19 protein-coding genes are annotated in these 20,639 nt (G+C 62.8%); 11 read left to right on the top strand and 8 right to left on the bottom strand.

The genetic code is table 11. From position 1 onward, the window contains the following. Positions 1-14: 14 nt before the first annotated feature. On the top strand, positions 15-893 hold the full coding sequence (locus NLX68_RS25005; RefSeq protein ID WP_254286273.1) for a DMT family transporter: 879 nt from the start codon (positions 15-17) through the stop codon (positions 891-893). Here NLX68_RS25005 and NLX68_RS25000 read toward each other — a convergent pair. After that, complete coding sequence (locus tag NLX68_RS25000) at positions 890-2,206, bottom strand: MFS transporter (RefSeq protein WP_254286302.1); 1,317 nt, start codon at positions 2,204-2,206, stop codon at positions 890-892. The genes NLX68_RS25005 and NLX68_RS25000 overlap by 4 nt on opposite strands. 326 nt (positions 2,207-2,532) lie before the next feature. Here NLX68_RS25000 and quiC point away from each other — a divergent pair, with 326 nt between their 5' ends. Together quiC and NLX68_RS24990 are read left to right on the top strand one after the other, a co-directional pair. Further along, on the top strand, positions 2,533-4,443 hold the full coding sequence (gene quiC, locus NLX68_RS24995; RefSeq protein WP_254286272.1) for a 3-dehydroshikimate dehydratase QuiC: 1,911 nt from the start codon (positions 2,533-2,535) through the stop codon (positions 4,441-4,443). Between the two features lie 77 nt (positions 4,444-4,520). After that, a complete protein-coding gene (locus NLX68_RS24990) occupies positions 4,521-5,189 on the top strand; it encodes a TetR/AcrR family transcriptional regulator (protein WP_254286271.1) in 669 nt (222 codons plus the stop codon). 100 nt (positions 5,190-5,289) lie between these two features. Here NLX68_RS24990 and NLX68_RS24985 read toward each other — a convergent pair whose 3' ends face one another. After that, a complete protein-coding gene (locus tag NLX68_RS24985) occupies positions 5,290-6,144 on the bottom strand; it encodes a shikimate dehydrogenase (protein WP_254286301.1) in 855 nt (284 codons plus the stop codon). Positions 6,145-6,321: 177 nt separating this feature from the next. Here NLX68_RS24985 and NLX68_RS24980 point away from each other — a divergent pair, with 177 nt between their 5' ends. After that, positions 6,322-7,494 carry an alkaline phosphatase family protein gene (locus tag NLX68_RS24980; RefSeq protein WP_254286270.1) on the top strand — a complete coding sequence of 391 codons (1,173 nt, stop codon included), beginning with the start codon at positions 6,322-6,324 and terminating at the stop codon, positions 7,492-7,494. 62 nt (positions 7,495-7,556) lie between these two features. Here the strand turns inward: NLX68_RS24980 and trmA are convergent, their stop codons facing one another. Beyond that, positions 7,557-8,642, bottom strand: coding sequence for a tRNA (uridine(54)-C5)-methyltransferase TrmA (gene trmA, locus NLX68_RS24975; RefSeq protein ID WP_036993770.1), 1,086 nt, complete (start codon positions 8,640-8,642; stop codon positions 7,557-7,559). Continuing rightward, a complete protein-coding gene (locus tag NLX68_RS24970; RefSeq protein ID WP_010226435.1) occupies positions 8,639-9,934 on the bottom strand; it encodes an NCS2 family permease in 1,296 nt (431 codons plus the stop codon). Before NLX68_RS24970 ends, trmA begins: the two co-directional genes overlap by 4 nt. 204 nt (positions 9,935-10,138) lie before the next feature. Between NLX68_RS24970 and NLX68_RS24965 the strand changes: the two genes are divergently transcribed. After that, entirely contained in the window at positions 10,139-10,618 is a 480-nt protein-coding gene (locus tag NLX68_RS24965) for a GNAT family N-acetyltransferase (protein WP_254286269.1), read from the top strand. A gap of 39 nt (positions 10,619-10,657) precedes the next feature. Next, positions 10,658-11,206, top strand: coding sequence for a DJ-1 family glyoxalase III (locus NLX68_RS24960; protein WP_254286268.1), 549 nt, complete (start codon positions 10,658-10,660; stop codon positions 11,204-11,206). Positions 11,207-11,279: 73 nt separating this feature from the next. On the opposite strand, the gene NLX68_RS24955 is transcribed toward NLX68_RS24960, so the two are convergent. Beyond that, the gene (locus NLX68_RS24955) at positions 11,280-12,497 is read right to left on the bottom strand and encodes an MFS transporter (RefSeq protein WP_254286267.1); all 1,218 of its coding nucleotides are present in this window, start codon (positions 12,495-12,497) and stop codon (positions 11,280-11,282) included. Between the two features lie 361 nt (positions 12,498-12,858). Here NLX68_RS24955 and NLX68_RS24950 point away from each other — a divergent pair, with 361 nt between their 5' ends. Genes NLX68_RS24950 through NLX68_RS24940 form a run of 3 tightly spaced genes read left to right on the top strand, consistent with a single transcriptional unit; the run spans position 12,859 to position 15,477 of the window. Beyond that, entirely contained in the window at positions 12,859-14,298 is a 1,440-nt protein-coding gene (locus NLX68_RS24950) for a cytochrome ubiquinol oxidase subunit I (protein WP_254286266.1), read from the top strand. Between the two features lie 3 nt (positions 14,299-14,301). Further along, a complete protein-coding gene (gene cydB, locus NLX68_RS24945; RefSeq protein WP_254286265.1) occupies positions 14,302-15,309 on the top strand; it encodes a cytochrome d ubiquinol oxidase subunit II in 1,008 nt (335 codons plus the stop codon). 12 nt (positions 15,310-15,321) lie between these two features. Further along, entirely contained in the window at positions 15,322-15,477 is a 156-nt protein-coding gene (locus NLX68_RS24940) for a DUF2474 domain-containing protein (protein ID WP_254286264.1), read from the top strand. 136 nt (positions 15,478-15,613) lie between these two features. Here NLX68_RS24940 and NLX68_RS24935 read toward each other — a convergent pair whose 3' ends face one another. Both NLX68_RS24935 and NLX68_RS24930 read right to left on the bottom strand, forming a co-directional pair. Then, complete coding sequence (locus tag NLX68_RS24935; protein WP_254286263.1) at positions 15,614-16,738, bottom strand: methyltransferase; 1,125 nt, start codon at positions 16,736-16,738, stop codon at positions 15,614-15,616. A gap of 92 nt (positions 16,739-16,830) precedes the next feature. Beyond that, positions 16,831-17,535, bottom strand: coding sequence for an autoinducer binding domain-containing protein (locus tag NLX68_RS24930; RefSeq protein ID WP_254286262.1), 705 nt, complete (start codon positions 17,533-17,535; stop codon positions 16,831-16,833). Between the two features lie 278 nt (positions 17,536-17,813). On the opposite strand from NLX68_RS24930, the gene NLX68_RS24925 reads away from it, so the two are divergent. Then, on the top strand, positions 17,814-18,590 hold the full coding sequence (locus tag NLX68_RS24925; RefSeq protein WP_254286261.1) for a ferredoxin--NADP reductase: 777 nt from the start codon (positions 17,814-17,816) through the stop codon (positions 18,588-18,590). Between the two features lie 48 nt (positions 18,591-18,638). Here the strand turns inward: NLX68_RS24925 and mscL are convergent, their stop codons facing one another. Then, entirely contained in the window at positions 18,639-19,052 is a 414-nt protein-coding gene (mscL, locus tag NLX68_RS24920) for a large-conductance mechanosensitive channel protein MscL (protein ID WP_010226419.1), read from the bottom strand. 174 nt (positions 19,053-19,226) lie between these two features. Between mscL and radA the strand changes: the two genes are divergently transcribed. Further along, complete coding sequence (gene radA / locus NLX68_RS24915; RefSeq protein ID WP_010226418.1) at positions 19,227-20,594, top strand: DNA repair protein RadA; 1,368 nt, start codon at positions 19,227-19,229, stop codon at positions 20,592-20,594. Positions 20,595-20,639 lie beyond the last annotated feature (45 nt).

The following is a 20,639-nucleotide window of genomic DNA, read 5'->3' as shown; positions in this document are numbered from 1 at the left end:
GCGAGCCTTTACCGATGCCCCGTCCCACTGCGCTCGATGCTGTCAGCCAACCGCTCAAGGGCATTGCCCTGGTAGTGCTGGCGACTTTTCTGTTCGCCAGCCACGATGCCTTGTCCAAGTACCTGGCGGGTTTTTATCCGATTCTCTGGGTAGTGTGGGCACGCTATCTGGTGCACACCCTGCTGATGATGGTGATCTTCCTGCCGCAATCGGGCCTGCGCGTGCTGCGTAGCCGAAGGCCGGGGCTGCAGACCTTGCGCGCATTGTGCCTGTTGGGCACCAGCCTGTTGTTCACCACGGCCTTGCAGTACATACCGCTGGCTGAGGCCACTGCGGTCAACTTCCTTGCGCCCTTGCTGGTGACGGCGCTGTCGCTGCCGCTGCTGGGCGAGAAGGTCACGCGTGGGCAGTGGGTGGCGGTGCTGGTGAGTTTCGTCGGGGTGACGGTGATCATTCATCCGGGTGGGGCGTTGTTCACCCCGGCGGTATTGCTGCCGTTCGGCTCAGCGTTGTGCTTCTGCTTCTACCAGTTGCTGACGCGCAAACTCAGCGGCACCGATAGCCCGACCACCAGCAACTTCTTCACTGGCCTGCTCAACACCCTGGTGATGAGCGCCGTGGTGCCGATGTTCTGGCAGACCCCGAGCCTGATCCACGGCCTGATGGCCGTAGCCCTGGGCACGTGTGGGATGACTGCGCACCTGTTCCTGACCCAGGCCTTTCGCCATGCGCCACCGGCCATGCTGGCGCCGTTCAGCTACTGCCAGATCGTGTTCGCCGGGATTCTCGGTCTGGTGCTGTTCGGACACAGCCCGGACATGGCCGGGCTGGTGGGGATTGCCTTGATCTGCCTGAGCGGCCTGGGCGCCGCCTGGTTGCAGAGGCGCCGTTAGGCCTCGACTTTCGGCACCTTGCGTGGGGCCATGAAGTACATCCAGGTCAGGGCGATGAAGTACATGGCCGGGATCATGGTGAACAGCAGGGTGTAGTTGTTGTTGGTGGTGGTGAGGATGTAGCCGACCAACTGGGTCATGAACATGCCGCCGATGGCCGCGCACATGCCGCCGAAACCGAACACCGTGCTCATCATGTGCTTGGGTGTGTAGTCCATCACCAGGCTCCAGATGTTGGCGGTCCAGGCCTGGTGCGCGGCGATCGCCAGGGAAATCGCCAGTACCGCGACCCACAGGCTGCTGGCGCCGGCGGCGAAGATCACGCCGATGATGGTGATAGCGAACAGCAGCATCGACAACAGCCGTGCCTTGACCGGGGCCATGCCGCGGCCGATCAGGAACGAGGAGAGAATGCCACCGCCGACACTGCCGAAATCCGCACTCAGGTAAATGACGATCAGCGGGATACCCATCTGCGTCACGCTGATGCCCAGGCTGTATTGCTGGTTGAGGAACGGCGGCAGCCAGTACAGGTAGAACCAGAACACCGGCGCGGTCACCGAGTACGCCAGGGCGAAGGCCCAGGTACCGCGCATGCGCAGGATGCGTGAGAACGGCACGCGAGCCTGATCCGGTTCTGCTTCGCCTTGCACATAGGCCAGTTCTTCCTTGCTGACGCTAGGGTGGTCTTCGGGGTTGAAGTACTTCAGGCCCCAGAACACCACCCACACCAGGCCCAGCGCGCCCATGCCCATGAACGCTGCTTGCCAGCCCCAGACGGTGAGGATCAACGGCAGCAGCATCGGCGTGAACATGGCGCCGACGTTGGTGCCGGCGTTGAAGATGCCGGTGGCCACCGCCCGTTCACCGGCCGGGAACCACAGGCGGGTGGTCTTGACGCAGGCCGGGTAGTTGGCCGCTTCGGTCAGGCCAAGGATGAACCGGCAGACCATGAAGCCCACCGCCGAGGTCGCCAGGCCGTGGGCGCCGGTGGCCAGGCTCCAGAGCAGCACGGCGCAGAAGAACACGCGCTTGACGCCGACCCGGTCGATCAAGCGGCCCTGGAGCACGAAGCCGATGGCGTAACCGACCTGGAACCAGAAGTTGATGTTGGCGTAATCCATCGCCGTCCAGCTCATTTCCTTGGCCAGGATCGGCTGCATCACGCCGAGAGCGGCGCGATCGATGTAGTTCAAGGTGGTGGCGAAGAACACCAGGGCGAGCATGACCCAACGGGTCTTGCCGACGGCCATGGCGCCACGCAGCTTATCGCCGATGCCTGCGTGCTGAGTACTGCCCAGAGGCTGGGCCATGCGGGTGGATTGAGAGTGGATCATCGCGGGTTACCCGTATTTTTATGTTTATGGGTCAAGCCTTGGGGTGGAACGCAACGCAACGGTCGCCGAGGTGTTCGGCAGTCGAGTAGTTGGCAGGTGGCGGGGAGCTTTTGGCTCGTGGGTCACTTGCCCCGTGTCGAAATGGTGCGCCTGTGGTCAAAAAAGGGTCAATTCATTGAACGCTATTTTGGGCGATAATCGAACACAAAACTAACTAGTTCGTACCTTTTTTATTGAGCAAAAATTGCTCAACGCCAATAATTCCTCTACCCGGTTTTTGCCTGCCCATCGGAGCCAGAATAATGCAGCGTTCGATCGCCACCGTATCCTTGAGCGGTACTTTGCCAGAAAAACTCGAAGCCATCGCCGCCGCGGGCTTCGATGGGGTCGAGATCTTTGAAAATGACCTGCTGTACTACGCCGGCAGCCCGCGCGAAATTCGCCAGCGCTGCGCCGACCTGGGCCTGGCAATTACCTTGTTTCAGCCGTTTCGCGACTTCGAGGGCTGCCGCCGCGATCGCCTGGCGCGCAACCTGGAGCGGGCCGAGCGCAAATTCGATTTGATGCAGGAGCTGGGCACCGATCTGGTGTTGGTGTGCAGCAACGTCGCTGCCGACTCCCTTGCAGAGCGCCAGGTGCTGGTGGACGACCTGCGCCTGCTGGCTGAACGGGCCGGTGCCCGTGGTTTGCGCATCGGCTACGAAGCCCTGGCCTGGGGCCGCCATGTGAACACCTGGGAGCAGGTCTGGGACATCGTCAAAACCGCTGACCATGCCAGCCTTGGGATGATCCTCGACAGTTTCCACACCCTGTCGCTCAAGGGCGATCCACGGGCCATCGCCCAAGTGCCGGGGGACAAGATCTTCTTCGTGCAGATGGCCGATGCACCGATCCTGGCCATGGACGTGCTGGAGTGGAGCCGGCATTTTCGCTGCTTCCCGGGGCAGGGTGAGTTCGACCTGGCAGGCTTTCTGGCACCGATCCTGGCCAGTGGTTACAGCGGCCCGTTGTCGCTGGAAATCTTCAACGATGGATTCCGCGCCGCGCCACCACGGGCCAATGCCGCCGATGGCCTGCGCTCGCTGTTGTATCTGGAAGAAAAAACCCGTCAGCGCCTTGAGCAAGAGCGCGTAGCGCCCGCCAGCGAGGACCTGCTGTTCGCCCCACCGCCTGCCAGTGCCTATGACGGTATCGAGTTCCTCGAGTTTGCCGTCGACGACGCCCTGGGGGCCAAGCTGGGTATCTGGCTGGAGCGTCTGGGCTTTACCCGCGCCGGCGTGCACCGCTCGAAGAATGTCAGCCTGCTGCGCCAGGGCGACATCAACCTGATCCTCAACGCCGAACCCTATTCGTTCGCCCACAACTTCTTTGAAAGCCATGGTCCGTCGCTGTGCGCCACGGCGATCCGGGTCAAGGACAGCGCCCAGGCCCTGGCCCGTGCCGTGGCCTACCATGGCCAGCCTTACCGTGGCCTGGTCGGCCCCAACGAGCGCGAGCTGGCCGCGGTGCGCGCACCGGACGGCAGCCTGATCTACCTGGTTGACCAGGACGCCCAGGGCCGGACCATCTATGACACCGACTTCAGTGTGCAGGTACAACCGGGCAACAGCCTGGGCCTGACCCGCATCGATCATATGGCCCTGGCCTTGCCGGCCGACGGCCTGGACAGCTGGGCGCTGTTCTACAAGAGCGTGCTGGATTTCAGCGCCGATGACGAAGTCGTGCTGCCGGACCCTTATGGCCTGGTCAAGAGCCGCGCCTTGCGCAGCCGCTGCAGCTCGATCCGCCTGCCGCTGAACATTTCGGAAAACCGCAACACAGCGATTGCCCATGCCCTGTCGCATTACCGGGGCTCGGGCGTGCACCACATCGCTTTTGATTGCGACGATATTTTTGCTGCGGTCAAACAGGCCAAGGAATCTGGCGTGGCCTTGCTCGACATCCCGCTCAACTATTACGACGACCTTGCCGCGCGCTTTGATTTCGACGACGAGTTTCTCAGCGAACTGGCCTACTACAACGTGCTGTACGACCGCGACGCCCAGGGTGGTGAGCTGTTTCATGTGTATACCGAGCCGTTCGAGGAACGCTTCTTCTTCGAAGTGCTGCAGCGGCGTAACGGCTACAGTGGCTATGGCGCGGCCAACGTCGCCGTGCGCCTGGCCGCCATGGCCAAGGCCCGTGCCGGCGCGCCGGCGCAGGCCAAGTTGTAGAGCACAGGCGGCGAGGCTTCCTTACTCAGCACCCGGGGCTCATAATTGCCGGGTTAACCGATGGCCATGAGTCCCGTATGACGACTACCCCAGCACTCTGCGCAGCCCCTGAACAAGCGCCGCGCAAGGGCCGCAAGAACAACCCGGAAAAGACCCGCGAGAACATTCTCCAGGCGGCAATCAGCGAGTTCGTCCAGCAGGGGCTGGCTGGCGCCCGGGTCGATGCGATCGCCGAGCGCACGCAAACCTCCAAGCGCATGATCTACTACTACTTCAACAGCAAGGAGCAGTTGTACGTCGAGGTACTGGAGAAGCTCTACGGCGATATCCGCAGCACTGAAAGCAACCTGCACCTGGCCGAGCTCGAGCCACGCCTGGGCATCCGTCGGCTGGTGGAGTTCACCTTCGATCACCATGATCGCAACGTCGACTTCGTGCGCATCGTCTGCAACGAGAACATGCACCACGGCGAGTACGTCAAGCGCTCCTCGGCCATCCGTTCGATGAACAAGACCGTGCTCACGGCGCTGGATGAAGTGCTCAAGCGCGGGGCTGCCGAGGGAGTCTTCCGCCAGGGGCTGGAGGCTCTGGATGTGCACCTGTTGATCAGCTCGTTCTGTTTCTACCGGGTGTCGAACCGGCATACCTTTGGCGAGATCTTCCAGGTGGATTTCGAGGACAAGGCGGTCAAGGAACGGCATCGGCAAATGATTTGCGAGGCGGTGCTGAGGTTCTTGCAGGCCTGAGGATCCGGGGCCGCTTTGCGGCCCATCGCTGGCAAGCCAGCTCCCACAGTTGCGGCGCATGCAGATCCATTGTGGGAGCCGGCGTTGCCGGCGATGCTTTTCAGTCACCCAGACTGTTGAAGTGCTCGATCATCCGCGCCGCATCCGGCTTCACTCCGCTGAACAGTTCAAACGCTTTCACCGCCTGGAACACCGCCATGTTCGCTCCGCTCAAGGTGCGGCAACCCAGGGCCCGGGCTTCGCGCAGCAGCTCGGTTTCCAGCGGGAAATAAACGATCTCCGCCACCCATAGTTCAGCCCGCAACAGCGCCTTGGGCACCGGCATGCCCGGCAGCTTGGCCATGCCCATGGGCGTGGTATTGACCAGGCCGTCGGCGCTGGCCATGGCGCTCTGCAGATCATGGCCGACCCTGGCGCGGCTGCCTGCAAAGTGCTGGTTCACGTTATCCACAAGGGCCTGGGCGCGGGCCAGTTCGACATCGAACACCGTTAGCTGCTCGACGCCTTCTTCCAGCAGCGCATGGGCCACTGCAGCCCCGGCGCCACCTGCGCCCATCTGCACTACCTGGCGGCGCGGCGCATCGGCCAGGCCGCGACGAAAACCTTCGGCAAAACCCAGGCAATCGGTGTTGTGGCCGATGCGTTTGCCATCCTTGAACACCACGGTGTTCACCGCGCCGATGCCCCGGGCTTGCGGCGACAGTTCATTGAGCAGTGGCAAGATCGCCTGCTTGCACGGGAAGGTGATGTTAAGGCCGGTGAAGCCCATGTACTGGGCCGCAGTCAGCAGCTCTTCGAGGGCGCTGCTGTCGAGCTTGAGCTGATCCAGGTCGATCAGCCGGTACAGGTAGTTCAGGCCTTGCGCGGCGCCTTCGTGCTCGTGCAGCGCCGGGGTGCGCGAGGCCTGGATGCCGGCGCCGATAAGGCCGGCGAGGATGCCGGAAGAGGAGGCCAAAGCCATGCTGAAAACTCCGTTGTTGTTCTTGGTAATGAAGCGGGAGCGCGTCAGTTAGAAAATGTACCAAATGGTTAATTTGGTCAATTGGCCGCAGGACTGCGGATGTGTTTTCTGTGCGCTGATCGCACAGCCTGTGCTACACATGTTGCTTTGCACCTGACCACGGAGGGAGACATGGCAACGCCGATCAACGAGCTGCAGTCACTGGGTGAGACCTGGCCAGGCCTGGCCAACCTGACCCAGTCGATCTTCGCCGCCTTGGGTGGCCATGGTTTTCGCAATGCCTTTCGCCTCGATCATTCGCGCAGCACCTGCCTGCTGTTGATCGATGGCCTGGGCTGGAACCTGCTGCAGGCGCATGCCCGGCATGCGCCGTTTCTTGCCTCATTGATGCAGCCGGACAGCCACTTCAAGGTCGGGTTTCCGGCCACCACTGCGACCAGCCTGGCCTCGGTGACCTCAGGGCTGGGCAGCGGTGCCCACGGCATCGTTGGCTGCGGGTTTGCCCTGGATGAACAGACCGAACTGTCGCCGCTGACCTGGACCACGTCGCCCTTGCAGGTCGAGGCGCAGGCCAGCGTCGCGCCGCCGCCGGAGGCCTTTATCGTGCCCGCCGATGCCTGGAGCCAGGCCGCCGCGCAGGGCGTCGCCATCAGCACGGTGATGCTCGGGCGCTATGCCAACTCCGACTTCAGCCGGGCGATCTACAAGGCCGGCACGATCCTCCCGGCACCGGCCTATGACGCTTATCCGCAGCTGATCAACGCCGCCCTGGCGGTGCCGGGGCCGGCGTTCTGTTTTGCCTATTTCGGCGACCTGGACTTTGCCGGGCACCTGTTCGGCCCAGGCTCGGAGGGTTGGCTCAAGCAACTGGCGATTGCCGATCAGTTGGCCCAGGCCATCGCCCGACGCTTGCCCGAACAGGCCCGGATGATGGTGATTGCCGATCACGGCATGCAAGCGCTGGACAGCGAACAGGTGCATGATTTTGACCTGGATCCCGTGCTCCAGGAGGGCGTGCGGGCGATGGCCGGGGATATTCGTGCGCGTTATCTGTATACCCACGAGCACCAGCAGGACCGTGTGCACGAACGTTGGCAGAACCGTCTGGGCGATGATTACCGGGTACTGAGCAAAGCCCAGGCGATTGCCAAGGGGCTGTTCGGCGATGTGTTGCTCAGCCAGGCGGAAGCGCGGATTGGCGATTTGATCGTGATTCCGAGCGGGGCCGGCGGGATCATTCGCAGCGAGGTGGAGAAGCACGCCAGCCAGTGGCGGGGGCACCATGGGGCGTTGACCGATGAGGATCAGGTGGTGCCGTTGTTGATGTGCTCGGGGCAGGGCTGAAGGGCCCAGATCGCGGGTCAAGCCCGCTCCTACAGTAGGAGCGGGCTTGACCCGCGATAGCTTCAACGCCGAACCAGCAACACCCCACTCTCCATGTGGTGGGTATACGGAAACTGGTCGAACAACGCGCAACGCTCGATGCGATGGGTATCGTGCAACTGGGCGATATTCGCCGCCAGGGTTTCCGGGTTGCAGGAGATGTACAGGATGTTGTCGAAGCGTCGGGTCAGCTCGCAGGTGTCCGGGTCCATGCCGGCGCGCGGCGGGTCGACGAACACGCTGGCGAACTGGTAGCTCTTGAGGTCGATGCCTTCCAGGCGGCGGAATGGCCGGACCTCGTTCAGCGCTTCGGTCAGCTCTTCAGCCGACAAACGCACCAGGCGCACGTTATCCACAGCGTTGTCGTCGAGGTTGTGCAGGGCGGCATTCACCGAGGTCTTGCTGATCTCGGTGGCCAGTACCTTGCGTACCCGGGTGGCCAGCGGCAGGGTGAAGTTGCCGTTGCCGCAGTACAACTCAAGCAGGTCGTCCTCGCGCTCGCCCAGGGCCTCATACGCCCAGTTGAGCATCTTCTGGTTGACCGCGCCGTTGGGCTGGGTGAAGGCGCCTTCAGGCTGGCGGTAGCGGAAGGTGCGCCCGGCAATCTGCAGCTCTTCGACGGCGTAATCGCGGCCGATCACCACGCGCTTGCCCTTGGAGCGACCGATGATGCTCACGCCCAGGTCGCTGGCCAGTTGTTGCGCGGCGGCTTCCCAGTGCTCGTCCAGCGGGCGGTGGTAGCACAGGGTGATCATTGCATCGCCTGCCAGGGTGGTGAGGAACTCCACCTGGAACAGCTTGAAGCTCAGCGCCGAACTGGCCTGCCAGGCGGCCTTGAGCCGTGGCATCAGGTCGTTGATCTGCTGGCTGGCAATCGGGAAGTCTTCGATCAGGATCGGCGTGTACTTCTCGCCCGGGGCGAACATCGCGTAGAAGCGCTGCTCGTTCTCGCGCCACAGGCGAAACTCGGCGCGCAGGCGATAGTGCTCGCGCGGCGAGTCGAACACCGCAGGTTCGGGAGCCGCGAACGGCGCCAGCAGCTCGCGCAGGCGCGCGACCTTGGCGTCGAGCTGTTGGGTGTAGGTCGAAGGATCGAAGACAGCACTCATGCGTTGAACCAGCCCAGCTTGATGACGAACAGGATCGAGAGGATCACCAGCGCCGCGTTGAGGTCACGGGCACGGCCAGAGAGCAGCTTGATCGCGGTCCAGGCAATGAAACCGAAGGCGATGCCGTTGGCGATCGAGTAGGTCAGCGGCATGGCCAGGGCGGTAACCACCACCGGCGCGGCTTCGGTAATGTCGTCCCAGTTTATTTCAGCCAGGCCCGAAGCCATCAACACGGCGACGAACAACAGCGCAGGGGCGGTGGCGAAGGCCGGCACGCTACCGGCCAGCGGTGCGAAGAACAACGCCAGCAGGAACAGAATGGCCACGACGATGGCGGTCAGGCCGGTACGGCCACCGGCACTCACGCCGGCAGCGGATTCGATGTAGCTGGTGGTGGTCGAGGTGCCCAGCAGGGAGCCGGCCATGGCGGCGGTACTGTCGGCGATCAGCGCACGGCCCATTTTCGGCATGTGGCCGTCCTTGCGCATCAGGCCGGCGCGCTTGGCGACGCCGATCAGGGTACCGGAGTTGTCGAACAGGTCGACGAACAGGAAGGCGAAGATCACGCTGATCAGGCCGACGTCCAGCGCGCCCTTGATGTCCAGTTCCAGGAAGGTCGGCGCCAGCGACGGCGGCATCGACACCACGCCGTTGAACGGGGTGAAGCCCAGGCCGATCGAGGCCACGGTTACCGCCAGGATACCGATCAGCACCGCGCCACGGACCTTCATGGCCTCCAGCGCAACGATCAGGAAGAAGCCCAGGGTGGCGAGGATCGGCGCTGGCTTCTTCAGATCGCCCAGGCCCACCAGGGTCGCCTGGTTATCGACGACGATGCCGGCGTTGTGCAGGGCGATCAGCGCCAGGAACAGGCCGATACCGGCGGCAATCGCCGAACGCAGCGGCAACGGGATGCTGTTGACGATCCATTCACGGATGCGAAAGATCGACAGCAGGAAGAAACACACGGCCGAGATGAACACCGCGCCCAGGGCCACCTGCCAGGTGTGGCCCATGTGCAGGACCACGGTGTAGGTGAAGAAGGCGTTCAGGCCCATGCCCGGTGCCAGGGCGATCGGGTAGTTGGCGATCAGGCCCATGGTGGTCGAGCCGATGGCCGCGGCCAGGCAGGTCGCGACGAACAGCGCGCCCTTGTCCATGCCGGTCTCGCCGAGGATGCTCGGGTTGACGAACAGAATGTAGGCCATGGCCAGGAAGGTGGTCACGCCTGCGAGAATCTCGGTGCGGACATTGGTGTCGTGTGCTTTTAGTTGAAACAGCCTTTCCAGCATGCCTGCTCCCCGTGGCGCTCCCGGCGCCGTGAATGTATCGACCCAGTTAGCAAAGCACAGACTGTACCGGGAGACTGTGGTTTTTCCCTGGGTCGGAAAAAAGCCGCGCATCATACCAGCATGCTCGGGCAGCGGTAATTAATGTCGCGATACACTGCAGATATCTGCAGGTTCTGCGCCGTTCCCCCCTCACGAGACCACGCTGTGCAACTGATCGACTACCGCGACCTCACCCCGGCCCAGCGCGATCGGCTGATCGACATCCAGGTGCAGCCCGAGCAACAGCGCTATGCCGGTGATATGGCCGGTGCGCTGTACATCCTGCACAGTACCGACAGCCCTGACCTGCGCGGCGTGGCGTTGCTGGTGGAGGCCGTGCCGCGTGCCTTCCTGTTGCTCCAGCGCGGGGCGTTCCTGGCGCCCTGGGCCAGGGTCGATGCCGCGACGATCAATGCCTTGCAGGTGGATCGACGCCTGCAGGGGCGTGGTTTGGGGCGATTCTGCATGCAGGCATTGCCGGGCCTGGTGCGCGACCTGTGGCCCGCGGTGCGCTGCCTGCAGCTATCGGTGGACCCGGACAACCACGCCGCCCTGGCCTTGTACCGGGCCACCGGCTGGGTCGACAGTGGTGACGGCTACCGCGCGCGCAAGGGGTATGAGTGTCAACTGACCCTGCCGCTATGAGCGACTAAGCTTGTTAGATACCCCGGCGGAGAGCAGTTGATGACCCACAGAGCCCTGATCGTAGTCGCCGAAGGCGTGGATGACTTGCAAAGCGTGACCCTGATCGACGTGCTGCGCCGCGCCGAACTGGAAGTAGTGGTGGCCAGCATTGAAGGCCGGCGGATGCTCACCTGTGCCCGTGGCACGCGTTTGACCGCCGACGGCATGCTGGTGGACCTGCTGGCCCAGCCGTTTGACCTGATGGTCTTGCCTGGGGGCGAAAAAGGCGCACAGCACATGACTGCGCACCATCCGCTGGCGCGGCAGGTGAAGGATCAGGCCAAGGCTGGGAAGTTTTTTGCCGCGATCGGCGAAGGGCCCTTGGCGCTGCAGGCCTATGGCGTGTTGCGTCAGCGGCGCATGACCTGTGATCCAGGTGTCAGCCAGGGCTTGTCCGGGTGCAGCTTTGTCGATCAGCCGGTGGTGGTGGATGGTAATTGCATCACCGCGCAGGGCTCGGCAGCGGCGTTGGAGTTTGCCTTGGTGCTGGTTGAACAGGTGGCGGGGCGGGCGCTGCGCAAGCGGGTGGCAGCTGAGCTGCGGGTGTGACTATCGCGGGTCAAGTCGAGTCGTCGCACCGCCGCTCCCACTGTGGGAGCGGGCTTGACCCGCGATGAGGCCCTTACTGCTTATGCATATGATCGCGCCCAGCCAAGGTCGGGAACAGCTTGATCCACACCCCGGTCACCAGCAGCGTCCCGACCCCGCCCAGTACCACCGCCGGCACCGTGCCGAACCAGTGCGCCGTCACCCCTGACTCGAACTCACCGAGCTGGTTCGACGCACCGATGAACAGCCCGTTCACCGCACTCACCCGGCCCCGCATCTCGTCCGGGGTCTCCAGTTGCACGAAGGCGCCGCGAATCACCATGCTGATCATGTCGGCGGCACCCAGCACCGCCAGCACGGCCAGGGAAAACCAGAACGAAGTGGACAGGCCAAAGGCGATGGTCGCCACGCCAAACACGCCGACGGCGGTGAACATCACCCGCCCGACCTTGCGCTCCACCGGGAAGCGCGCCAGCCATAGCGACATCAGCAAGGCGCCCACCGCCGGCGCCGAGCGCAGCAGGCCCAGGCCCCATGGGCCGGTGAGCAGGATGTCCTTGGCAAACACCGGCAGCAGTGCGGTGGCGCCGCCCAGCAGCACTGCGAACAGGTCCAGGGAGATGGCGCCGAGAATGTCCGGGCGGCTGCGGATAAAGCGAATCCCGGCCATCAACGATTCGAGGCTGGCGCGGCCCTGGTTGCCCGGTTGCTGACGGGAGACCAGGCCCAGGGTCAGTACACAGGCGATCAGGTACAGCGCCACCGTCGGCCCATACACCCAGACGCTGCCAAAGGCATACAGAAAGCCGCCTACCGCCGGCGCCACGATAGTTGCTGCCTGCATCGCCGAGGCAGAAGCGGCCACTGCACGCGGGAACAGCTCGGAAGGCACCACGTTCGGCAGCAGCGCCTGAGTTGCCGGCATTTCGAACGAGCGTGCGCTGCCGAGCAAAAACGCCAACAGGAAGATCAGTTCGCGGCTGACACTGTTGGTGCTGCTGGCAACCACCAGCACCAGGGCGATCATGGCCTGGGCGCTCTGGCACAGGGCCGCGACCCGGCGCCGGTCATAACGGTCGGTAACGTGCCCGGTGTGCAGCATGAACAGCACCCGCGGGGCGAACTCCACCAGGCCCACCAGGCCCAGGTCGAGGACATTGCCGGTCAACTGGTAAAGGTGCCAGCCGATCGCCACGGTGAGCATCTGGAAACCACTGGCGGTAAACACCCGGGCCAGCCAGAAGGCCAGGAAGGGACGGTGATGACGCAGTAGCAGAACAGGGTCTGACATCGGCGAAACAGAGCCTCGGCGAAGGGATCGGCGGTGCAGATTATCATCACTTTGTAACAATAGGTTGCGAGTAGTTCGGCCTGCGTGCGGTTAGCGCACTGTTTTGGGGCGCGGTAAAGGGGGTGAGACAACCGGTCACGCGGCAATCAACCACACAAGCGCGCAGGCCGTTCAGGACTATCCTTTCAGGCAACCGTTGATCTGGATCAATTGTTTCATTTGCAACGGTAGGGCCAGACGGCCGAATTCCCTGCGATGTGATGTTTACAGAACAATTCCAACTTGCCGCACTCAACTACCGTGGGGGCAGTTGGCGCCAAGGCCATCGCCTGACGCCGGATTACCTGACAGAGGAAGCACTATGTTCGGATTAGAGGCTCTAGATCTCGCCCGAATTCAGTTCGCGTTTACCGTGTCCTTTCACATCCTGTTCCCGGCTATCACCATTGGCCTGGCGAGCTACCTGGCTGTTCTCGAAGGGCTGTGGCTGAAAACCAACAACAGCGTCTACCGTGACCTTTACCATTTCTGGTCGAAAATCTTTGCCGTCAACTTTGGCATGGGGGTGGTCTCCGGCCTGGTCATGGCTTACCAGTTCGGCACCAACTGGAGCAGGTTCTCCGACTTCGCCGGCTCCGTCACCGGCCCGCTGCTCACGTATGAAGTACTCACGGCCTTCTTCCTTGAGGCCGGCTTCCTTGGCGTCATGCTCTTTGGCTGGAACCGTGTCGGCCGTGGCCTGCACTTCTTCGCCACGGTCATGGTGGCCATCGGCACCTTGATCTCGACCTTCTGGATCCTTGCTTCCAACAGCTGGATGCAGACCCCGCAGGGCTACGAAATCGTCAACGGCGTGGTCGTTCCTGTGGACTGGTTCGCAGTGATCTTCAACCCGTCGTTCCCCTACCGCCTGGCGCACATGGCGACGGCCGCCTTTGTTGCTACGGCGTTCTTCGTCGGCGCTTCGGCAGCCTGGCACCTGTTGCGCGGCCGCGATAACCCGGCGATCCGCAAGATGCTGTCGATGGCCATGTGGATGGCCCTGATCGTGGCGCCGGTACAAGCAGTGATCGGCGACTTCCACGGCCTCAACACCCTCAAGCACCAGCCGGTGAAGATTGCTGCGATCGAAGGCCACTGGGAAAACGTGCCGGGCGAACCGACCCCGTTGATCCTCTTCGGCATCCCCGACATGCAGGCCGAGACCACCCGCTTCAAGCTGGAAATCCCGGCGCTGGGCAGCCTGATTCTGACCCACAGCCTGGACAAGCAAGTGCCGGCGATGAAGGAGTTCCCGAAAGAAGACCGGCCTAACTCGACCATCGTGTTCTGGTCGTTCCGGGTCATGGTCGGCCTCGGTATGCTGATGATCTTCGTCGGCCTCTGGAGCTTGTGGCTGCGCAAAAGCGACAAGCTCTACAGCTCGCGGCCGTTCCTGTACCTGACCCTGTGGATGGGCCCGTCCGGCCTGATCGCGATCCTCGCCGGCTGGTTCACCACCGAGATCGGTCGCCAGCCCTGGGTGGTCTACGGCCTGATGCGTACCGCCGATGGCGCTTCGAACCACAGCTACGGCCAGCTCGGCCTGACCCTGGTGATGTTCGTGGTGGTCTACTTCGCGCTGTTCGGCACTGGCCTTGGCTACATGATGCGCCTGGTGCGCAAAGGGCCGAAAACCGGTGAAGGCAACGAGACCAATCCCGGTGGCCCTGGCCAGCAACGCACCCCCGCTCGGCCGCTGTCCGCCGCCGATGACGAGCATGACAATGGCGAGCCCGCCAGCCTGAACAAGGGGAACTGAATCATGGGCATTGATCTTCCGCTTATCTGGGCCATCATCATCATCTTCGGCATCATGATGTACGTGGTCATGGACGGCTTCGACCTGGGCATCGGCATTCTCTTTCCCTTCGTCAAGGGCGAGCAGGACCGCGATGTGATGATGAACACCGTGGCCCCGGTCTGGGACGGTAACGAAACCTGGCTGGTGCTCGGTGGTGCGGCGCTGTTCGGCGCCTTCCCACTGGCCTACGCCGTGGTGCTCTCGGCGCTGTACCTGCCGTTGATGCTGATGCTGGTCGGGCTGATCTTTCGCGGTGTGGCCTTCGAGTTCCGCTTCAAGGCCACTGCGGCCAAGCGCCACCTGTGGGACAAGGCGTTCATCGGCGGCTCGCTGGCAGCGACCTTCTTCCAGGGCGTGGCGCTGGGCGCCTTCATCGAAGGCTTCAAGGTGGTCGATCGCAACTACGCTGGCGGCAGCCTCGACTGGTTGACCCCGTTCAGCCTGTTCTGCGGCCTGGGCCTGATCGTCGCCTACGCCTTGCTCGGCTGCACCTGGCTGATCATGAAGACCGAAGGCAAACTGCAGCTGCAGATGCATGACCTGGCGCGCCCGCTGGCCCTGGTGCTGCTGGCGGTGACCGGTATCGTCAGCATCTGGACGCCGCTGGCCCATCCGGACATTGCCGAGCGCTGGTTCAGCCTGCCGAACCTGTTCTGGTTCCTGCCGGTACCAATCCTGGTGCTGGTGACCCTCTACGGCTTGCTCCGGGCGGTGGCGCGTAATGCTCACTACACCCCGTTCCTGCTGACCCTGGTGCTGATCTTCCTTGGTTATAGCGGCCTGGGCATCAGCCTGTGGCCGAACATCATCCCGCCGTCGATCTCGATCTGGGATGCTGCTGCGCCACCGCAGAGCCAGGGCTTCATGCTGGTCGGGACCTTGTTCATCATCCCGTTCATCCTCGGTTACACCTTCTGGAGCTACTACGTGTTCCGCGGCAAGGTGACCCACGAAGATGGCTACCACTAGGGGAGCATGGCAATGACTGGCAAAGGCACGATTGACGAAGAGAAGAAACCGCTCTGGCAGCGCCTGGGCTGGTTGGCGCTGATCTGGGTGGGCAGTGTGGTGAGCCTGGCCCTGGTGGCCTGGCTGATGCGCCTGTTCATGAGTGCGGCCGGACTGAGCACGCACTGAAACGATATTTCCCATCCCGCCTTGCGGCGGATTTACAGCCCTTCGCAGCGTCAGCTGCGGAGGGTTTTTTTTGCCCTGTGGGAGCGGCGGTGCGGCGATCCGACTTGACCCGCGATGCAGGCGACGCGGTACTGGCCTATTTACGCGCCTTGAGCACCACGAACTTCGGCGTCGCCGCCACCTGCTCGACCCCACGGAACAAGCGCGCCAGCTTGCTGTGATACCCCAGGTGACGGTTGCCGACGATGTACAGTGCGCCGCCGACCACCAATGCCTCACGAGCCTGCTGGAACATCCGCCAGGCGAGGAAGTCACCGACCACCTGCTGCTGGTGGAACGGCGGATTGCACAGCACCACATCCAGCGACTGTGCAGGCTGCCCGGCCAGGCCGTCGTCAGCGCGTACAGTGACTTCACGCTGGCCCAGCGCCGCCTGCCAGTTCTCCAGCGCCGATTGCACCGCCATGTACGATTCATCGACCAGGGTGTACTGCGCCTGCGGGTTGGCCAGGGCGCTGGCGATCGCCAGCACGCCGTTGCCGCAGCCCAGGTCCGCGACCCGTGCATCGCCGAGGTCTTTGGGCAGGTGCGGGAGGAACGCCCGGGTACCGATATCCAGGCCTTCGCGGCAGAACACGTTGGCGTGGTTGAGCAGCTCGAGGCGTGGCGCGTCGAGTTGATAGCGGGTCGGGTAATGGGAGGTGAACGCCGGTTTTGGCTCGAAGGTGGCAATCAACAGCCGAGCCTTTTTCTTCGCCAGTGACGCCTGCACCGGGCCGATATACTTCTCCAGCAGATCACCCGCCGCGCGGGGCAGGTGCTTGATCATGGCGCCGGCAACCACTTGCGCGCCGGGCGCCAGTTGGCCCTGCAGGCGGATCAGTTGCTCCTCGAGCAACGCCAGGGTCTTGGGCACGCGTACCAGCACCCGGTCGAACGGCCCCTGCCACGGCTTGCTGGCCGCCACGAACGGTACTGCATCGAAGGCCAGGCCGTTGCGCACCAGGTTCTTTTCCAGGGCCAGATGCGCCAGGTGCGAATCACCGCTGCTGAGCACCGCTACATGGGGGGCCAGGCTGGTGGCCAGGGCACCGAAGCTGTCATTGAGCACCAGCACCCGGGTACTCGCCGTCGGTGACTGCTCGGCCAGGTGCTCCAGCAAATATTCGTCGGCAGCATCGAAGGCTTGCAGGGGGTCGTTGGCTTGCTCGGGCTGGCGAAGCAGGTCGAGTTCGGCGAAAGGGCTGGTCAGCAGGGGCATGGTGTAAGGCTCTGGGGCATTGATGTGCGCGCGTGGCGCGCTCTACAGGGCCGTGATTCTACCGTGCTTTGCAGGGGGGCGGGGCTGTTGGCTCAGATCAGGCCACGCATCGCCGCAATGGCGATCGCGCCGGCTTTGTTGCTCGCGTTGGTTTTGCTGATGATGCTGCGGATGTGAAAGTTCACCGTGCTCTGCGACAGCGAAAGGATGCAGGCGATATCGGCGGCGGTTTTGCCGGCGGCAGACCATTTCAGCACTTCGGTCTCCCGCGCGGACAAATTGCAGGACGGTGTTTCGTGCCCCGGTTGCCGGTCAATCATCAGCGTATGCAGCAGGTTGCACAGCCAGATCGTCTGACCGGCCTTGTCGTAGAGTTCTTCGAGGCTGATTGCTTGTTGGCTGCGGGCGACGCTGAGCATGCTCTCGTTGTGACGTATATCGTGTGCCGACTGGCTCCAGCCATGGCGCAGACCGTGGGATTGGGCGTCTTCCCAGAACTGAGGCGTCTCTCGAAACAGGTCATCGCACCACAGGATCGGCATCAGCGAACGATGGCAGTGGGCGACGATTGGGTCGATGTCCAGGTAGTTGCAGCGTTGGTAGTGTTCGTTCCAGGCGTCGGGATAATTGTTGAAGGTTCTTAGTTGAGGCGCCAGAGTCGCGATCTGCACGCGCATGCCGAAGGCCAGGTACTCCATGTCCAATTGCTGGGCCAGGGAAACCGCGAGCTCAAACATCCGTTGTTCGTCGGTTTCACCCAGCAACTGCTCTAGCTGCTGTTCTTTCCAGTGCGGCATGGGGCCAGTCTCTCGTTGATGGATCCAACAACTGAATAAAGGTGGAAAGTAGTGTAGGAAATGTCCCACGATTTTGTTGGGTTTTTTGGCTATAGAAATGTGAACATTTCGACAGGGATGTTCTTTAGCACACAGTGGCGTAGTTGTTTGATGTCAGTTCGAAATCAATGGGCTATCACTGGCACTGACCACGCCTCTGGTCGATGCCACTACAAACCAACGGTGTTTATCCCGTAGCGTTTGCGCGACACTGGGCCATCTTTTCTTTGGAGCGAGTCATGACTGCCAGTGCTGAAAAGTTCACCCGCCAGACGCTGCTCGACGTCCAGCCACTGACCCCCAGCCTGTTCAGCCTGCGTACCAGCCGCGACCAGGGCTTTCGTTTTCGTGCCGGCCAGTTCGCCCGCCTAGGGGTGACCAAGGCTGACGGCAGCGTGGTCTGGCGCGCCTATTCGATGGTGTCCTCGCCGTTCGACGAGCACTTGGATTTCTTTTCCATCGTGGTGCCGGGCGGTGAGTTCACCAGTGAACTGAGCCGACTGGGCGAAGGCGACAGCCTGCTGATCGATCGCCAGGCCTTTGGTTACCTGACCCTCGACCGCTTTGTCGACGGCCGCGACTTGTGGCTGCTGGCAACCGGCACCGGTATTGCGCCGTTCCTGTCGATCCTCCAGGACTTCGAGGTGTGGGAGCGCTTCGAATCGATCAAGCTGGTCTACTCGGTGCGCGAAGCCCGGGAGCTGGCGTACCTGGAACTGATCGCGGGCCTTGAACAACGCGATTACCTGGCGGAATTTGCCGGCAAGCTGCAGTTCATCCCGATCGTTACCCGTGAACAGCATCCCGGCGCCCTGAACCTGCGCATCACCACCCTGATCGAGAATGGCGAACTGGAACGCGCAGCAGGCCTGGCGCTGACTCCGGAACATTCGCGGGTGATGCTCTGCGGCAACCCGCAGATGATCGATGACACCCGCAAAGTGCTCAAACAACGCGACATGAACCTCAGCCTCAGCCGCCGCCCCGGCCAGGTAGCCGTCGAGACCTACTGGTAAGCCGCAAGCAAAACGGCGCCCGCAGGCGCCGTTTTTTTATCCCTGTACTCAGGGTTGCCGATTCTGCGCCTTGAGCAGGTCGCGGATCTCGGTGAGCAGCTCTTCTTCTTTGCTGGGTACCGGCGGCAGGGTGGGTGCGGCGGCTTCTTCGCGTTTCAGGCGGTTGATGACCTTGATGCCCATGAAGATCGCGAAGGCGACGATGATGAAGTCGAGGATGGTCTGAATGAATTTGCCGTAGGCCATTACCACAGCCGGTATGTCGCCTTCGGCGGCTTTGAGGGTTACCGCCAGGTCACTGAAATCGACGCCACCGATCAGCAGACCGATCGGTGGCATGATCACATCACCTACGAAAGATGAAACGATTTTGCCAAAGGCGGCACCGATAATGATACCGACGGCCATATCGACGACATTCCCTTTGACCGCGAAGGCCTTGAATTCACTGAGCACGCCCATGGTTTATTCCTTGTAACAGATGAGGTTGGTAAACGCAGTGTAAATCAGCTATGCGCTTCATGCTCCGCGCTGCTGCAACAGACTGCGGTTATACCGAATAGTTTTGTCGTTTTCTGTGCCCGCCCAGGCTGTCGAGGTCGGCTATGATGGTGCCTTTTTCCAGAGGACCGTCCCATGGCCAAGGCCAAGCGCATGTACGGCTGCACCGAGTGCGGCGCAACCTTCCCGAAATGGGCCGGGCAATGCGCTGAATGCGGTGCCTGGAACACCCTGGTCGAGACCGTGCTGGAAAGCGGCGCCGCCGCGGCCCCCAGCGGGCGCACCGGCTGGGCCGGGCAACAGGCGCAGATCAAGACCCTGGCCGAAGTCAGCGTCGAAGAAATCCCGCGCTTCACCACCGCCAGCGCCGAACTGGACCGGGTGCTCGGCGGCGGCCTGGTCGATGGCTCGGTGGTGCTGATCGGTGGCGACCCGGGGATCGGCAAGTCGACCATCCTCCTGCAGACCCTGTGCGCCATCGCCACGCGCATGTCGGCGCTGTATGTCACCGGCGAAGAGTCGCAACAACAGGTGGCGATGCGTGCCCGACGCCTGGGCCTGCCCCAGGACAAACTGCGGGTGATGACCGAAACCTGCATCGAAACCATCATCGCCACGGCGCGGGTCGAGAAGCCCAAGGTGATGGTCATCGACTCGATCCAGACCATCTTCACCGAACAGTTGCAGTCGGCTCCCGGCGGCGTTTCCCAGGTGCGCGAGAGTGCGGCCTTGCTGGTGCGCTATGCCAAGCAGAGCGGCACGGCGATCTTCCTGGTCGGTCACGTGACCAAGGAAGGCGCGCTGGCCGGGCCGCGGGTGCTCGAGCACATGGTCGATACCGTACTGTATTTCGAGGGTGAGTCCGACGGCCGCCTGCGCCTGTTACGCGCGGTGAAGAACCGTTTTGGCGCGGTCAACGAGCTGGGTGTATTCGGCATGACCGACCGTGGCCTGAAGGAAGTTTCCAACCCATCGGCGATCTTTCTCACGCGTGCCCAGGAAGAAGTGCCGGGCAGTGTGGTCATGGCCACTTGGGAAGGCACCCGACCGATGCTGGTGGAGGTACAGGCGCTGGTCGATGACAGCCACCTGTCCAACCCGCGGCGGGTCACCCTCGGCCTGGACCAGAACCGCCTGGCGATGCTTCTGGCGGTGCTGCATCGCCATGGCGGCATCCCTACCCACGACCAGGACGTATTCCTCAACGTGGTCGGCGGGGTCAAGGTGCTGGAGACGGCCTCCGACCTGGCGCTGATGGCGGCGATCATGTCCAGCCTGCGCAACCGCCCGCTGGACAACGGCCTGCTGGTGTTTGGCGAGGTCGGCCTGTCCGGCGAAGTACGCCCGGTACCCAGTGGCCAGGAGCGTCTGAAGGAAGCGGCCAAGCATGGCTTCAAGCGTGCCATCGTGCCCAAGGGCAACGCACCGAAGGAAGCGCCGCCCGGATTGCAGGTGATTGCCGTGACCCGGCTTGAGCAGGCACTGGACGCGCTGTTCGAGTGACCTGCGCACCCCGGCGCGTGCAAGGCTTGCCGGGGTGAAGTTGCA

Origin of the sequence: Pseudomonas sp. SBB6 (assembly GCF_024213215.1) — a bacterium.
In the GTDB taxonomy this organism is placed as follows: Bacteria; Pseudomonadota; Gammaproteobacteria; order Pseudomonadales; family Pseudomonadaceae; genus Aquipseudomonas; species Aquipseudomonas donghuensis.
Note: the sequence above shows the minus strand (reverse complement) of the source record. Positions and strands in the feature narration are given on the sequence as shown.

What these genes read in the sequence shown, in the direction of transcription:
- NLX68_RS25005 (WP_254286273.1), top strand. Translation starts at nt 15, where the DNA reads ATGCCCCGTCCCACTGCGCTCGATGCTGTCAGCCAACCGCTCAAGGGC.
- NLX68_RS25000 (WP_254286302.1), bottom strand. Translation starts at nt 2,206, where the DNA reads ATGGCCCAGCCTCTGGGCAGTACTCAGCACGCAGGCATCGGCGATAAG.
- quiC (WP_254286272.1), top strand. Translation starts at nt 2,533, where the DNA reads ATGCAGCGTTCGATCGCCACCGTATCCTTGAGCGGTACTTTGCCAGAA.
- NLX68_RS24990 (WP_254286271.1), top strand. Translation starts at nt 4,521, where the DNA reads ATGACGACTACCCCAGCACTCTGCGCAGCCCCTGAACAAGCGCCGCGC.
- NLX68_RS24980 (WP_254286270.1), top strand. Translation starts at nt 6,322, where the DNA reads ATGGCAACGCCGATCAACGAGCTGCAGTCACTGGGTGAGACCTGGCCA.
- trmA (WP_036993770.1), bottom strand. Translation starts at nt 8,642, where the DNA reads ATGAGTGCTGTCTTCGATCCTTCGACCTACACCCAACAGCTCGACGCC.
- NLX68_RS24970 (WP_010226435.1), bottom strand. Translation starts at nt 9,934, where the DNA reads ATGCTGGAAAGGCTGTTTCAACTAAAAGCACACGACACCAATGTCCGC.
- NLX68_RS24960 (WP_254286268.1), top strand. Translation starts at nt 10,658, where the DNA reads ATGACCCACAGAGCCCTGATCGTAGTCGCCGAAGGCGTGGATGACTTG.
- NLX68_RS24955 (WP_254286267.1), bottom strand. Translation starts at nt 12,497, where the DNA reads ATGTCAGACCCTGTTCTGCTACTGCGTCATCACCGTCCCTTCCTGGCC.
- NLX68_RS24950 (WP_254286266.1), top strand. Translation starts at nt 12,859, where the DNA reads ATGTTCGGATTAGAGGCTCTAGATCTCGCCCGAATTCAGTTCGCGTTT.
- cydB (WP_254286265.1), top strand. Translation starts at nt 14,302, where the DNA reads ATGGGCATTGATCTTCCGCTTATCTGGGCCATCATCATCATCTTCGGC.
- NLX68_RS24940 (WP_254286264.1), top strand. Translation starts at nt 15,322, where the DNA reads ATGACTGGCAAAGGCACGATTGACGAAGAGAAGAAACCGCTCTGGCAG.
- NLX68_RS24935 (WP_254286263.1), bottom strand. Translation starts at nt 16,738, where the DNA reads ATGCCCCTGCTGACCAGCCCTTTCGCCGAACTCGACCTGCTTCGCCAG.
- NLX68_RS24930 (WP_254286262.1), bottom strand. Translation starts at nt 17,535, where the DNA reads ATGCCGCACTGGAAAGAACAGCAGCTAGAGCAGTTGCTGGGTGAAACC.
- NLX68_RS24925 (WP_254286261.1), top strand. Translation starts at nt 17,814, where the DNA reads ATGACTGCCAGTGCTGAAAAGTTCACCCGCCAGACGCTGCTCGACGTC.
- mscL (WP_010226419.1), bottom strand. Translation starts at nt 19,052, where the DNA reads ATGGGCGTGCTCAGTGAATTCAAGGCCTTCGCGGTCAAAGGGAATGTC.
- radA (WP_010226418.1), top strand. Translation starts at nt 19,227, where the DNA reads ATGGCCAAGGCCAAGCGCATGTACGGCTGCACCGAGTGCGGCGCAACC.